This is a genomic window from Ruegeria sp. AB10 (assembly GCF_056542745.1).
In genome coordinates this window covers 1-13,822 of the sequence record NZ_JBQGAI010000009.1, presented here as the reverse complement: position 1 = coordinate 13,822, position 13,822 = coordinate 1, and the positions used below count along the sequence as shown (strand labels likewise).

11 protein-coding genes and 1 pseudogene are annotated in these 13,822 nt (G+C 61.1%); 5 read left to right on the top strand and 7 right to left on the bottom strand.

Annotated features, from left to right (window positions below):
* Window positions 1-192: 192 nt before the first annotated feature.
* Genes ACR0NT_RS15560 through ACR0NT_RS15540 form a run of 5 tightly spaced genes read left to right on the top strand, consistent with a single transcriptional unit; the run spans window position 193 to window position 6,519 of the window.
* Entirely contained in the window at window positions 193-2,031 is a 1,839-nt protein-coding gene (locus ACR0NT_RS15560) for an ABC transporter ATP-binding protein (protein WP_170672617.1), read from the top strand.
* Window positions 2,028-3,860, top strand: coding sequence for an ABC transporter ATP-binding protein (locus ACR0NT_RS15555; RefSeq protein ID WP_170672619.1), 1,833 nt, complete (start codon window positions 2,028-2,030; stop codon window positions 3,858-3,860). Before ACR0NT_RS15560 ends, ACR0NT_RS15555 begins: the two co-directional genes overlap by 4 nt.
* A gap of 48 nt (window positions 3,861-3,908) precedes the next feature.
* Window positions 3,909-5,138 carry a class I SAM-dependent methyltransferase gene (locus ACR0NT_RS15550; RefSeq protein ID WP_170672621.1) on the top strand — a complete coding sequence of 410 codons (1,230 nt, stop codon included), beginning with the start codon at window positions 3,909-3,911 and terminating at the stop codon, window positions 5,136-5,138.
* Window positions 5,139-5,158: 20 nt separating this feature from the next.
* The gene (locus ACR0NT_RS15545; RefSeq protein WP_170444668.1) at window positions 5,159-5,944 is read left to right on the top strand and encodes an ion transporter; all 786 of its coding nucleotides are present in this window, start codon (window positions 5,159-5,161) and stop codon (window positions 5,942-5,944) included.
* Window positions 5,945-6,000: 56 nt separating this feature from the next.
* On the top strand, window positions 6,001-6,519 hold the full coding sequence (locus tag ACR0NT_RS15540) for a L,D-transpeptidase family protein (protein ID WP_170444665.1): 519 nt from the start codon (window positions 6,001-6,003) through the stop codon (window positions 6,517-6,519).
* Here the strand turns inward: ACR0NT_RS15540 and ACR0NT_RS15535 are convergent.
* The 7 genes and pseudogenes from ACR0NT_RS15535 to ACR0NT_RS15505 all read right to left on the bottom strand — a co-directional run.
* Window positions 6,503-7,948, bottom strand: a complete 1,446-nt coding sequence (locus tag ACR0NT_RS15535; protein ID WP_170444661.1) for a nodulation protein NodH — start codon at window positions 7,946-7,948, stop codon at window positions 6,503-6,505. The genes ACR0NT_RS15540 and ACR0NT_RS15535 overlap by 17 nt on opposite strands.
* A 6-nt stretch (window positions 7,949-7,954) precedes the next feature.
* Window positions 7,955-9,655, bottom strand: a complete 1,701-nt coding sequence (locus tag ACR0NT_RS15530) for a DUF5927 domain-containing protein (RefSeq protein WP_170672623.1) — start codon at window positions 9,653-9,655, stop codon at window positions 7,955-7,957.
* Complete coding sequence (locus tag ACR0NT_RS15525; RefSeq protein ID WP_170673290.1) at window positions 9,652-10,638, bottom strand: glycosyltransferase family 2 protein; 987 nt, start codon at window positions 10,636-10,638, stop codon at window positions 9,652-9,654. The genes ACR0NT_RS15530 and ACR0NT_RS15525 overlap by 4 nt, the downstream gene beginning before the upstream one ends.
* A gap of 166 nt (window positions 10,639-10,804) precedes the next feature.
* Window positions 10,805-11,842, bottom strand: coding sequence for a glycosyltransferase family 2 protein (locus tag ACR0NT_RS15520; RefSeq protein WP_480443333.1), 1,038 nt, complete (start codon window positions 11,840-11,842; stop codon window positions 10,805-10,807).
* Window positions 11,843-11,849: 7 nt separating this feature from the next.
* Entirely contained in the window at window positions 11,850-12,833 is a 984-nt protein-coding gene (galE, locus tag ACR0NT_RS15515) for a UDP-glucose 4-epimerase GalE (protein ID WP_170672626.1), read from the bottom strand.
* A gap of 66 nt (window positions 12,834-12,899) precedes the next feature.
* Entirely contained in the window at window positions 12,900-13,700 is an 801-nt protein-coding gene (locus ACR0NT_RS15510) for a 3-deoxy-manno-octulosonate cytidylyltransferase family protein (RefSeq protein ID WP_170444649.1), read from the bottom strand.
* Window positions 13,700-13,822: pseudogene (locus ACR0NT_RS15505) on the bottom strand (3'(2'),5'-bisphosphate nucleotidase CysQ); the annotation flags it as partial. The pseudogene ACR0NT_RS15505 and the gene ACR0NT_RS15510, both read right to left, overlap by 1 nt.

Here is a 13,822-nt window from a genome sequence, read left to right as displayed (position 1 = left end):
TCTCAAAAAGGGATGACAAATAAAGAATAGTGTGGTTACGTTCGCGTGTTACCTGATTTGGAGGGAGGCATGCGAATGTACTACGGGATCTGGTTCGGCTAAGGCCGGAACACTTTGACCCGTAAGGGTGGTGTTCTGGCGCCATCTGTTTTCGCACGTCCTGAATTTTCCTGCTCAATCGGAGCACCCTCCATGTTTCGCTATTTCGAAAACCTCGTTGACCCTTTTGTTGCCTATGAAGAAACCGACACGCCGCCGACGCGGCTGTGGCCGTTCATGCTGGATTATTCCCGGCCGTTCATGCGGGTGTTCTTCTGGGCGGCGCTGATCTCGGTCATCGTTGCGGCGGTCGAGGTCGGGCTGATCTATTACATGGGTCGCGTCGTTGACCTGCTGTCCGGGCCGCCTGCCGAGGTCTGGCAGGCGCATGGCACCGAGCTGATCCTGGTGGCGGTCTTTGTATTGCTGCTGCGCCCGATGCTGCATGTGGTCGATGTGCTGCTGCTGAACAACACGATCCTGCCGAACTTTGGCACCCTGATCCGCTGGCGCGCGCATAAGCACGTTCTGCGGCAATCGGTGGGCTGGTTTGAAAACGATTTTGCCGGTCGCATCGCCAACCGGATCATGCAAACGCCGCCCGCTGCGGGTGAGGCGGTGTTTCAGGTGTTTGACGCCATTTCCTTTTCGATCGCCTATCTGATCGGGGCGGCGATCCTGCTGATGGCGGCTGATCCGCGCCTGTTGTTGCCACTGCTGATCTGGTTGGTGCTTTACGGTTTGCTGGTGCGCTGGACGGTGGCGCGCGTTGGTCCGGCGTCGCAGGCGGCCTCAGACGCGCGTTCAGCGGTGACGGGGCGTGTGGTGGACAGCTATACCAACATTCACTCGGTCAAGATGTTCGCCCATGACGCTCAAGAACTGGACTATGCCCGCGAAGCGATCGAAGAAACCCGCCGCACCTTCCAGATCGAGATGCGGATTTTCACCATCATGGATATCGTTCTGGTCACGCTGAACGGGTTGCTGATTGTGGGCGTTGTCGGTTGGGCGATTGTGCTGTGGATGCAGGGAAGCGCCTCGGTCGGGGTGGTCGCGGCGGCGACGGCGTTGACCTTGCGGCTGAATGCGATGACCGGTTGGATCATGTGGGCGCTGACCAGTTTCTTTCGCGAACTTGGCGTCGTGGCTGAGGGGATGCAGACCATTGCCCAGCCCATCGACCTGCTGGATGCGCCGGGTGCCCAGCCCCTGCAGCTGAGCAGTGGCCAGATCGACATCCGTGATCTGTCGCATCACTACGGGCGCAAAACGGGCGGTCTGGATCACATCAACCTGACGATCCAGCCGGGCGAAAAGATCGGCCTGATCGGGCGGTCCGGGGCCGGTAAATCGACCCTGGTAAAGCTGCTTTTGCGGTTTTACGACGTCGAACAAGGCGCCATCCTGATTGACGGTCAGAACATCGCGCAGGTCACGCAGGACAGTTTGCGCGGCCATATCGGCATGGTGCAACAGGACAGCGCGCTGCTGCATCGTTCGGTGCGGGACAACATCCTTTATGGCCGTCCCGACGCGACCGAAGCGCAGATGATCGCTGCCGCCAAACAGGCCGAAGCGCATGAGTTCATCCTTGATCTGCAAGACCCGCAGGGGCGCACCGGCTATGATGCGCATGTGGGCGAACGCGGTGTGAAATTGTCGGGCGGGCAGCGGCAGCGGGTGACGCTGGCGCGGGTCATTCTGAAAAACGCGCCGATCTTGTTGTTGGATGAGGCGACATCCGCCCTAGACTCCGAGGTCGAAGCCTCGATTCAGGAGACCCTCTACGGCATGATGCAAGGTAAAACCGTAATCGCCATTGCCCACCGGCTGAGCACCATTGCCCAGATGGATCGCATTCTGGTCATGGATGGAGGCCGCATCGTGGAACAGGGCGGCCATTCGCAGCTATTGGCGCATGGCGGGCTTTACGCCCAGTTCTGGGCGCGGCAATCTGGGGGCTTCCTGAACCCGGAGGCCGCGGAATGAAGGTTGCCGACCTGATCGATCCGTTCAAGAACACTGAAACGCCCCCGCCGCAAACGCTGGGGGCGTTTATTCGCTGGTGCCTGTCGGGGGCCTGGCCGATGATCTTCGTCGCGGCCTTTTTCTCGGCCACGGCAGGCGCGATGGAGGCTGGCACCGCCTGGATGCTTGGCCTTGTGATCGATCTGGCAACCGAGAGCGGACCCGAAGGCATCCTGACCGGCAGCAGCCTGTGGACGATCCTCGGCGTGGCGGCGTTCTTCATGCTGCTGCGCCCGGTGTTTTTCGGGTTTTCGGCGTTTTCGAACAACTATGTCGTCATGCCCAACATCCCGCCGCTGGTTCTGGCCAGGCTGAACCGCTGGACGCTGGGCCAGTCGGTCACTTATTTCGATGACGATTTCGCAGGCCGGATCGCGCAAAAACAGATGCAGACCTCGAACGCGATGGCCTCGGTAGTGTCGGAAACGATCAGCGCGATTGTGTTTGCTCTGGCCTCGCTTGCGGGATCTTTGCTTTTGTTAGGGTCTATTCATCCGCTGGTGATCCTGCCTTTTGCCGGTTGGCTGGCGGTCTATTTCCTGCTGATCCGCTGGTATCTGCCGCGCATTCGCGTGCGGTCTTCGGCACGGGCCGGGGCGCGGGCGATGGTATCGGGGCAGGTGGTCGATACCATCACCAACATTAAAACCGTCAAGCTGTTCGCGCATTCCGCGTTCGAGGATCAGGCCGCGCGGAACTCGATGGTCGATCTGCGGGAAAAGATGCTGGCCTTCGGCAAACTCTCTGCCAGCTTCCGCTTTATCCTGATGGTGCTGGCCGGCGTTCTGCCGGTTCTTTTGATTGGCGCGACGTTGCTGCTGTGGCGCAACGGCATCGCCACGGCGGGGGATATCGTGGCGGCGGGCGCAATCTCGATCCGGGTTTCGCAGATGACCGGCTGGGTCAGTTTCACGCTGATGGGGCTTTATGCCAATGTGGGTGAGATCGAAAACGGGATGAAAACACTTGCCAAGCGCGATCGGGTTGAAGATGCCGGGGATGCCACGGCGCTGAAGGTGACGACAGGACAGATTGATTTCGACCATGTCAGCTTTGCTTATGGGCGTGATGTGGGGGGTGTGTCCGATGTCACCATGACCGTACATCCAGGTGAAAAGCTGGGCATTGTTGGCGCCTCGGGGGCGGGGAAATCCACCTTGGTGTCGCTGCTGCTCAGGCTCTATGACGGGGAAAAAGGCGCAATTCGCATTGATGGGCAGGATGTCAGCCAAGTGACGCAGGACAGTTTGCGCGGGCAGATCGGCATGGTCACGCAGGAAACCGCGATGTTCAACCGCTCAGCGCGTGAGAACATCCTTTATGGCCGCCCCGATGCGTCCGAGGACGAGATGATTGCCGCCGCCCAAAAGGCAGAAGCGCATGAGTTTATCCTCAGCCTGCAGGACGCCCATGGCCGCACGGGTTATGACGCGCATCTGGGCGAGCGCGGCGTGAAACTCAGCGGCGGACAGCGGCAACGAATTGCCCTGGCGCGTGCCATTCTGAAGGATGCGCCGATTCTGGTGCTGGATGAGGCGACCTCGGCGCTGGATTCCGAGGTCGAGGCCTCGATCCAGGCGGCATTGCATCGGGTGATGCAGGGCAAAACCGTGCTGGCGATTGCGCACCGCCTGTCGACGCTCAGCGAAATGGACCGGATCATCGTTTTGGATCAGGGGCGCATCGTTGAAACCGGCACCCATGATGCGCTGTTGGAGCAAGGTGGGCTCTATGCCCGGTTCTGGCATCGCCAGTCCGGCGGGTTCATTCAGGCAGAAGCGGCGGAATAACGCTCTCGGGGGTTTTGTTGTGCGCAAAGCCCCGGTATCAGGCCCCCCATGACGCAGCAGTTCACCATAACCCGTCTGGGCCATCAGGGCGACGGCATCGCCGACGGTCCCGTTTACGCACCCCGCACCCTGCCGGGAGAGGTGGTCAGCGGCACGTTGGTTGGCCAGTTGTTGACCGATATCCGAGTCGAAACACCCTCGGACCAGCGGATCAATGCGCTGTGCCGCCATTATAAGGCCTGCGGCGGATGTCAGCTGCAGCACGCTGCAGATGATTTCGTGGCTGATTGGAAGGTTTCGGTGGTGCGCAACGCGCTGGCCGCGCAGGGGCTCGATGCCCCGATGCGGCCCATTCACACCTCACCGGACCGGTCCCGTCGCCGGGCAACGATTGCGGTGCGGCGGACAAAAAAGGGCGCACTGGCCGGATTTCATGGCCGCGCCTCGGACACGATCACAGAAATTCCCGACTGCCACCTGCTGGACCCCGTGCTGATCGCCGCCATCCCGGTGGCCGAGGCGCTCGCGCTGCTGGGTGGCAGCCGCAAGGGCGTGCTGGCCGTGACGCTGACCCTTTCCGAAGGCGGGCTGGATGTGGCCGTCAAAGGAGGCAAGCCGCTGGACGGCCCGCTGGAACTGGCGCTGGCGCAGGCGACCGAGAAACACGGGCTGGCCCGGCTCAGCTGGGATGGAGAGGTGATCGCCATGCGGCAGCCTCCGGTGCAGCAATTCGGAGCGGCCGGAGTTGTTCCGCCACCGGGCGCGTTCCTGCAGGCGACGAAAGACGGAGAACAGGCTCTGTTACAGGCAGTTTTGCAAGCCACGCAGGGCGCAAAGCGGGTTGTTGACCTGTTCGCGGGCAGCGGAACGTTCTCGCTACCCCTTGCCGAAACCGCCGAGGTTCACGCGGTGGAAGGTGAGGCCGCGATGACCGACGCTCTGGATCAGGGCTGGCGCCGTGCACAAGGCCTCAAGCGCGTCACGACCGAGGCGCGCGACCTCTTCCGCCGACCCTTGATGCCCGATGAGTTGAAAAACTTCGATGCCGTGGTCATCGACCCGCCCCGCGCCGGGGCCGAGGCGCAAATTGTAGAACTGGCGCAGGCGCAGCGTCCGGTGATTGCCTATGTTTCGTGCAACCCGGTCACCTTCGCGCGGGACGCAAAAACGCTGGTTAACGCGGGCTACACCCTTGAATGGGTACAGGTGGTGGACCAATTTCGATGGTCATCACACACGGAATTGGCCGCACGGTTTGTCTTGGGGTCCGCAGCATGAGCACACAGGAGAAAATCACTATGGGATTCAATCAACGCCTGCTGGGCATCATTGAACATCCCATCTTTGGCCGGTTCATCACCGGGGTTATCATCTTCAACGCCATTTTGCTGGGGATGGAGACATCCCCCACCCTGATGGAGGCCGCCGGCCCTCTGATCGTGACGCTGGACAGCATCTGCTTGACCATCTTCGTGGCCGAGATCGCGATGAAACTGCTGGCAACAGGGCGGCGGTTCTTCCTGAACGGCTGGAACGTCTTTGATTTCATCGTTGTCGGCATCGCCCTGATCCCCAGCGCGGGCGGATTGTCGGTGCTGCGGGCGCTGCGGATTCTGCGGGTGCTGCGCGTCATATCGGTGGCGCCCCGCCTGCGCCGCGTGGTCGAGGGCTTCATCTCGGCCCTGCCGGGCATGGCCAGCGTGTTCCTGCTGATGGCGATTCTGTTCTATATCGGTGCGGTGATCTCGACCAAGCTGTTCTCGGGCTCGTTCCCGGAATGGTTCGGCGATTTGGGCCAATCGGCCTATACGCTGTTCCAGATCATGACGCTGGAAAGCTGGTCGATGGGCATCGTGCGTCCTGTTATGGAGGTGTATCCCTACGCTTGGGTGTTTTTCGTGCCGTTCATCATGGTCACCACCTTTGCGGTGGTAAACCTGCTGGTGGGCCTGATCGTGAACTCGATGCAGGACGCACATCACGCCGAGGATGAGGTGAAAACCGACGCCTATCGTGACGAGGTGCTGGAACGGCTGGAAAGCATCGAGCGCCGCCTGACCGAGCAATCACACAGCAAAAAGTGATTTCAGTTTTCCCGATTTCTGGCATAATGCAGAAAAAAAAGAGCAGGCAGTGAAACATGGATCGTCGAGCATTTGGATTGGGCGCGATGGCAACGCTGGGTCTTTCGGCCTGTGCCTCGGCCAGCCCACGATTTCTGACTTATGATGGCCCCGAGGTGACCTCTCTGGTCATCAACAAGGGCGCGCGGAAGCTGTATCTTCTGCACAATCAAACCATCCTCAAGGAATACAAGGTTGATCTGGGCTTTGCGCCGAATGGCACGAAGACCAAGCGCGGCGATGGCCGCACGCCCGAGGGCAGCTACCTGATCGACCGCCGCAACCCCAACAGCCGCTATCACCTGTCGCTGGGGATTTCCTATCCGAACTCGAATGACATCGCGCAGGCCAAGGCGGCTGGCGTTGATCCGGGTGGCGACATATTCATTCACGGCCAGCCGAAAAAACGGTCGGAACTGAAACGCGCCAAAAAGACGCCGGATTGGACCGCCGGCTGCATCGCCGTCAAAAATGAAGAGATCGAAGAGATCTATGCGATGGTGAACCGGGGCACGCTGATCACGCTGCGCCCGTAAGCGGTTTCCACGGCCCAAACCCAAATTGCATATAGTCGCGCTGGTAGGCATCGACCGCCAGCGCTTCGAGCGTGTCGTCATAAATCTCGGCCAGCGTGAACGGGACATCCGGTGCGCTTGGACCGGGGGTCGGCGGCTGGTCATGCCCCATCCGGCGCGCCAAATCCGGCAGCGCGGCGGTGATTTCATCCTCGCGCAGGATCAGGTCGGGAAACGCAAAGGATGCCATCCCCGCAAGCACCTGAGATTGACTGCACCATACCCCATCCACCCGCACCGGCGTCTGTCCGGCCAGGTTTTGCCGCAGAAAGGTAAGAAAGGCCGAAAACGCCTGATGATGCTGATCGCGCGAATAATTGTCCTGGCGCAGCTGGCCGGGGATCGGAATCTTGAACCGATTGCGCAGCATGTTGCGGATTTTCAGATAGGCGCCGGGTTCGGTGCTGAGAATATAGGAACAAAAAGCCGAATGCGCCCGCGCCAGAGGGTGCCGCAGCACGGTGAACTTGCGATGCCCCGGATGGGTCTGCAGCCAGCGCCGCGTCTGTTTACGGTTCTGATTGGTGATCAGCTGGTCGGTACCGACCGCATCCAGATCGGCCAGCCACTGTGTCACCGGTCCCTCGATCCCGCTGCGGATCGGCAGGTACATCAGCGCCGTGTCAGGTGCCGTGACATAGGCGGCAACCGCAGGCCCGCGCCGGGGCTCGAAATTCGGGGTGCGGTGCAGGTTGAAACTGTCGATCCGGGCCAGCGCCTGCTCGGCCTCTGCGGGATTTGTCACCTTTGACAGGGCCGGTTCGGGATTCTGCGGCTTGATCGTGTCGTCGATTGAGGTCAGCCGGGACGAAACCCCCAGCCAGGCGGCCAGCCCGTTCAGAACCTCCGGATTGGTCAGATCGTCATAGGCGATGTAAAACGCGGTCTGCCCGGTGGTTTGAAGCGCGTTGAGCAACAGCAGTTGAAACTCCTGCTGCTGGTCCAGGTATTTTTCGAATTCCTGCGCTTCGAATTCAACCTGCGCCTCGCGGCGGCGCTTGATGTTCTTCAGCTGCCACTGCTTGGTCTCGCGCGCGATTTTCAGCGAAACATAGCTGTCCAGCGAATTGCGCGTCAGGATGATCTTGCCACAGCGAGGGTCGGACAAAGCAGGCTCTAATATACGGGGATCGTGTCCCTGAAAGAACCGAAACCCGTTGATCTCACCCGGCGCGGACCGGATCGCCTGAACCAGTTTCATCGGGTCGTCATCCCGTTCCTCAAGCGTCACGTCCAGCAGGCTGTCGGATTTGAGGCGGCCGATGAAATGCGGGTTGAACGCCTCACCATGACAGGTGACGCCGTCCAGTGCGTTCAGGTTGAACTCCAGCAGGTTGGACCCGGTACGCATCGCGGCAAGGATGATGAAATAGTCAAAACGGGTAGTCATCACGGGCTATTGCACCAGATAGGGTTTCTTGAACGGCCGGCTGCGCGCGCCAAACACGTCATCGGAGGGAAAATCGCCCATCAGATAAGGGTGCATACCCTGGTTCTTGAGGTTTTGCAGGAACTTGCCGAAGCCCGAAAGATCCACCATCATCGGCGCCTCGGTCAGATGGCTGGTGCGCGGGGTGCCGATTTCCTCGATCACCGTCTGCAGGGGCTCCATCGGAGATTCGACAAACTCTGCCAGCGACCAGGTGCGCACCTGCGCCTTGGTCCAGACCGAGTTCAGAACCTCAAGCTGTTTGGTTTCGATCTGCTGCAGGCGGGCGGCCTCATTTCGGATGTCGGCGAAGTTTTTGTTTGACCGAAACAGCGGGATCGCCCAGGCGCCGGTGATGACCGAGATCTGCGCGTTCCTGTCGCGGGCCAGAAACCAGTTGATCTGCTGGGTGTCCGCCGGGCCGAACTGAAAGCACTGCCGCTCGCCTCGGGTGTTCCAGATCAGGTTCGAGACAAAGGCCGTCGGATTGTAATCCCGCAGAACGGCGCAATCGCTTAGGGCCCCGTTGGTGATCGTTTCGCCGTCGGCAAATTCGGCTCGCTCGGGGCCGAACAGATGTCCATGCACCCGCGCGCCGGTGGTTTCCGCCAGCCACGGCTCGAACCCTTCGAACAGTTCGGCAAAGCCCTGAAACACCGAATAGGGGAATGAGGTCAGCCCGTTTTCGCTGCCGTGGCGGGGAAAGCGGCTTTGCATATACAGTCCGTCGCGCCCGCGGGTCCGGCGCTCGACCGCTTTCGAGAATACGCGGTCGATCTTGCCCGGATTGGGCTCGGCCGGCCGCATGGCGCTGTTCTGATCGGTCAGAAAGGATTGATACAGCCGGTCCGCGTGCGGCCAGATTTTCCGCGCCACAAAACAGTCGGACCGCCGCAGCAGCTGCAGATGGTCGTCATAGAAGATATGCGGCCGCCCCTGATAGTCGAATTTGGACAGGGTCAGGGACCGGCTTTCGATATGGGTGGAATACAGCCGCGCCAGCGTCTGGAAATAGCTTTCATCCGGAATCCAGACACGCCGGAAATAGCGGTCATAGGTCTGTCGCCTGGGGTCCTGCAGAATGGCCGAGAGGGTCTGGCGGCTCAGGCACCACCACTGGCTGCCCATATGGGGCACCAGCCCATCAGGGATTTTGCGGCGCATGCCGGTGGCGCGCTGCAGCTTCACATAGGCATCGAACAATTTGCGGTTCTTGCGCCAGGAAAACGGAAACCGCAGGGTGAACCGTTCATGATCCAGCCCGCCAATGGTCCAGCTGACATCGGCGGTGGTGGCGCTTTCGATGAAATCGACGCGGGGCCGGTCCGCAAGATATCCGGTCAGTTCTTCCACCGGACGCAACGGCAGGCAGGCACCCGAAGACAGATAGACATGATGCACGTCCGGAAAGGTGTTCAGCATCATTTCCGCTGCGGATTGCGAGGCGGCAACGATGCCCCACCCACCCCATTCGCAGACATGGCGGTCGGAAAACCGGATCAGAGGATCGTCGGCGCAAGAGGTGACGAATTCGGAATAGACCCGAGCGGGCACTTTGCGGTCCACATGGATCACCACCGGGCATCCCGCAGCGGTCCAGTGCCGCGCCACCTGTCCGGCCCGGTGCAGCGCCGTGTGGACCAGCATGATGACGCCCAGGCGGCTCATGCCCAGTTTCCTTTCGACATAAGGCCCAGAATCTCAAGCTGCCGCCAGTTGATGAATTTCTCGGACCGGTCGCACCAGAATACCGGTTGATCCTCCAATCCCTCGGCATAGGCCCGGTATTCGCCCGAGCGGCGGAAATGTTGGCGGCGCAGCATCTCTTCCCGGGCTTTTTCGCCCAGCGTGCTGATCAGCTTGGCGTGCAGCAACGCGCCGCTGGTCTTTTCGCCGCCCCATTCGTCATAGACCTGGTTCAACCCGCGCGGCAGCAGCGAATGGGTCGAGCTGACATAGACATAGCGCCGGTCCCATTTGACCAGCGGGATCTTGTTCAGCGCCGGCGCCTTCGAGGGGGTGTCGCGGAAAAACACACGGGCGCGCGGACCGCCCTGAATCCACAGGTTTCCGTAATCCGGGTTCTTCGTGATCATGTAGTTGCCGGAATCGAACCAGCGGGCGATCTGAAACGGGTCCTGCCCAGCGCGATAGGGTTCCGCGTCCACCGGTCCCTGCGGATACATGTCGATCAGCATGGTGCCGAAACTGCGCACCGCACAGCCGTCCAGCCAGTCGGTCAGGGCGCGGATCGGGCGGGTGTCGCAGAACGGGTAGATGAAGAACTCATCCGGATCGACGGTCAGAACCCAATGTCCATGCGCGTATTTGCGCAGCAGGTAGTTCGACCAGTCCAGCCCGAACGAGGCCCGTTTGTAGCTGGCCCGTGCGTGCCAGACCGAGGCGTCGGGCTGACTGGCCAGATACTCGCGCGAACCGTCATCGCTGTCATTGTCGACGAACAGAAAATGGGTGATGCCCAGCTTGCGGTAATAGTCCATGAAATAGGGCAGGCGGATTTTTTCGTTCCGCAGCACACTCATCAACAACACGTCGCCGCGTCGGATATTGGCGGTCTTGTCGGTCACCGGCGTCAGCTGCCGCCGTTTCAGCAGGCAACGCGCAAGGCGACGCTTGCGCCGCAATCTCATCCGGTATGAATCCAACAGGCTCACGCGGTTGCTCTGCCCTTTTTGTTACGCGAGCATACCCGGGGGCTGGATGATCCAGAGTGGTGCCGGGCAATTGCCGATTTATGCCACCTTTGCATCTTTCGTGGCAACGCCTTTAAAAGTCGTTAGTCACATATGCGGCTTTTCAGCAAACTTTCCCCATCAGCCCCAACTGCTGCAGCTGTTCCCACCCCTCATAGCGGACCGATCGGGGGGTCCACATGTCGGGGCCGTTGGCGATGGAATCATAATAGGTCGCAAACTGGTCGGGATCGTGGAAATGCTGGCGCCGCGCTTTCTCGATCTTCGATTTGCCGACTACTTCAGGCAGGAATTTGGTGTGTAGTAGCACGCCCGCCGGGATCGCACCGTCCGGCCCGTCATAGGTCGCGTTCAGGTGCCGGGGCAGGGCGGAATGGCACGAGTTCACAAAGGCATAGCGCCGCGACCACCGGACCAGAGGGATTTTGTTTAGCGTCGGTGAGTGACGCGGTCGATCGGCAAAGAACATACGCTCGCGCGCGCCGCCCTGTACCCACAGATTGCCCAGCGGGCTTTGCCGCTGTGCCCGATAGGGGCCGGGATCGAACCAGTTCAGAACCTCGGTCGGGTCGGTCTCGGGGTCATAGCTTTGCATGCCCAGCGGGCCTTTGGGATAGAGGTCCAGCATCAGCGCGCCAAAACCGGTGCGGCCTTGCTGGTCCAGCTCGGCGGTCAGGTCGTGCAGCGATTTTCTATCGTACTCGGGATAGATCAGCAGTTCATCGGCATCCACCATCAGGGTCCAGTGACCGGACCCATAGCGCATTTGCAGCCAGGTCAGCCAATCCAGCCCGTAGCGAGCGGCGCGATAGCTGGCAGGGGTCTGCCACAGCGACACATCCGGCTGGCTGCGCAGAAATTCGGCTGAACCGTCATCGCTGCCGTTATCCACGATCAGAAAGTGATCTACCCCCAGCGCGCGGTAATGGTGAAAGAACCACGGCAGCCGGGTGATTTCATTGCGCAGGGTGGTGAAGGCCAGAACCGCGCCGGGTCTGATCTGCGCGGTCTGATCGTTCAGGCAAGCCAGCTGGTGGCGGCTGCGAAAGGATCGCCACAGCAGCCGCCGACGTTTCAGCCGCAACCGGTATTGCTGCACCCATCCGATGGGGGGAAGCATATCGGTTGCGGGATGGGTCACTTTCGGCTCACTTCTCGTAATTGCCGTTCTGATGCCAGCGCCAGGCATCGCCGATCATCGTCTCCAGCGTAGACCTTTTCGGCGTCCAGCCCAACTCTTCCCCGGCGCGGACCGAGCCCGAGACCAGCTTGGTGCAATCCCCGGCGCGGCGGGGGCCGATGGAATAGGGCACCTCGCGGTTGGTGACGGCTTTGGAATGGCCGATCACCTCCATCACCGAAAAGCCCGAACCGGTGCCTAGGTTGAACACCCGGCTGCCCTTGCCCTGTTCCAGCCAGTTCAGGCCCAGCACATGGGCGTCAACAAGATCGCAGACATGCACATAGTCACGGATACAGGTGCCGTCCGGAGTGTCGTAGTCGGTGCCGAACACGGTCAGCCCGTCGCGCTTGCCGTCGATGGCGTCCAGCATCAGCGGCACCAGATGGGTCTCGGGACGGTGGAATTCGCCCACCTCGCCCTCGGGGTCGGCCCCGGCGACGTTGAAATAGCGGAAGATCACGTGGTTCAGCCCATGCGCGGCCTGGAAATCGCGCAGGATATCCTCGATGGCTCGTTTCGAGGCACCATAGGCGTTCAGCGGTTCCTGCGGCGTGTCTTCGTCCAGCACCACATTGTCGTGCTCGCCATAGGTGGCACAGGTCGATGAGAACACGAAGTTCAGGCAGCCTGCGGCGACGGCGGCCTCGATCAGGGACAGCGATCCGGTGACGTTGTTGGACCAGTATTTGCCGGGTTCGGACATCGCCTCACCCACCTGGCTGAGGGCGGCGAAATGCATCACGGCGGCGGGTTGGTACTTGGCAAAGACCTCGTCCAGCCGGGCGCGATCCAGCAGGTCGCCCTGTTCGAACGGGCCGAATTTCACTGCGTCCTGCCAGCCGGTGACCAGATTGTCATAGGTTACCGGCGTATAACCAGCTTGCGCCAGCGCCTTGCAGGCGTGCGATCCGATATATCCAGCGCCGCCGGTTACAAGAATGTTGGTCATCTATTATTCCTGACTAAAAATGTGCACGGACCTGCCGTCAGGCTTGCGTTGGTTGGGGCGAAGACCTCACTCCAACCCCATCGCGGCCATCATTTCCTCGAGCTTGGGGACGTCCTGCGGGTTGTTCAACTCCCAGAACTGGCGGCCTTTGGCCTCGACCTCGACGCACAGAACGGTGCGGCCGTTTTCCATGAAGCGCAGCTGTTCCAGCCCTTCCAGCTTTTCCAGCGGGCCAGCGGGCCATGCGGGATAGGCGGCCAGCGCATCGGGGCGATAGGCATAGACGCCGACATGGTGAAAGACCGGGGTCGCGTCGTCTCCGCCATAGGTTTCGGCGGTATAGGGGACGACCTCTTTCGAGAAATACAGGGCGCTGTTGTCAGCGGCGAAAACGGCCGTGGTGCCACCGACGCGGCCATTCTTGCGGTCGTTCAGCAGGCTGTTCAGGGCGTCGCCGTCGCAGCGCAGAACCGGCGTGGCCACACCGGCATCGGGGGCCGCGCGCAGACCGGCAACCAGATCTTCGACAAACCAGTGCGGGGTCAGCGGCGCGTCGCCCTGCAGGTTGACCACGATGTCATACCCTGCGCCCAGTACCTCATGGGCCTCGGCGCAGCGTTCGGTGCCGTTGCCGCAGGTTTCCGAGGTCATCACCACTTCGGCGCCGAATCCTTCGGCCACCTCGCGGATGCGGTCGTCATCGGTGGCGACAACCACCTTGTCGACGCCCGAGACCGAACAGGCCGCGCGCCAGGACCTTTCAATCAGGGTCATGGCGTTGCCAGTGGCCCCGGTCAGCGGCACCAGCGGTTTGCCCGGATAGCGGGTCGAGGCGTAGCGGGCGGGAATGGCGATCAGAACAGACATCAGGCCTCCTTCAGCTCAACGCCCGGAGCGTAGGCGATAAAGAACGGGTTTGCATAGCCGTCCTTGCCATAGGTCAGCGGTTCGTGGTTGTCGAACCGGATCACCTTGCCGCCGGCACCGGC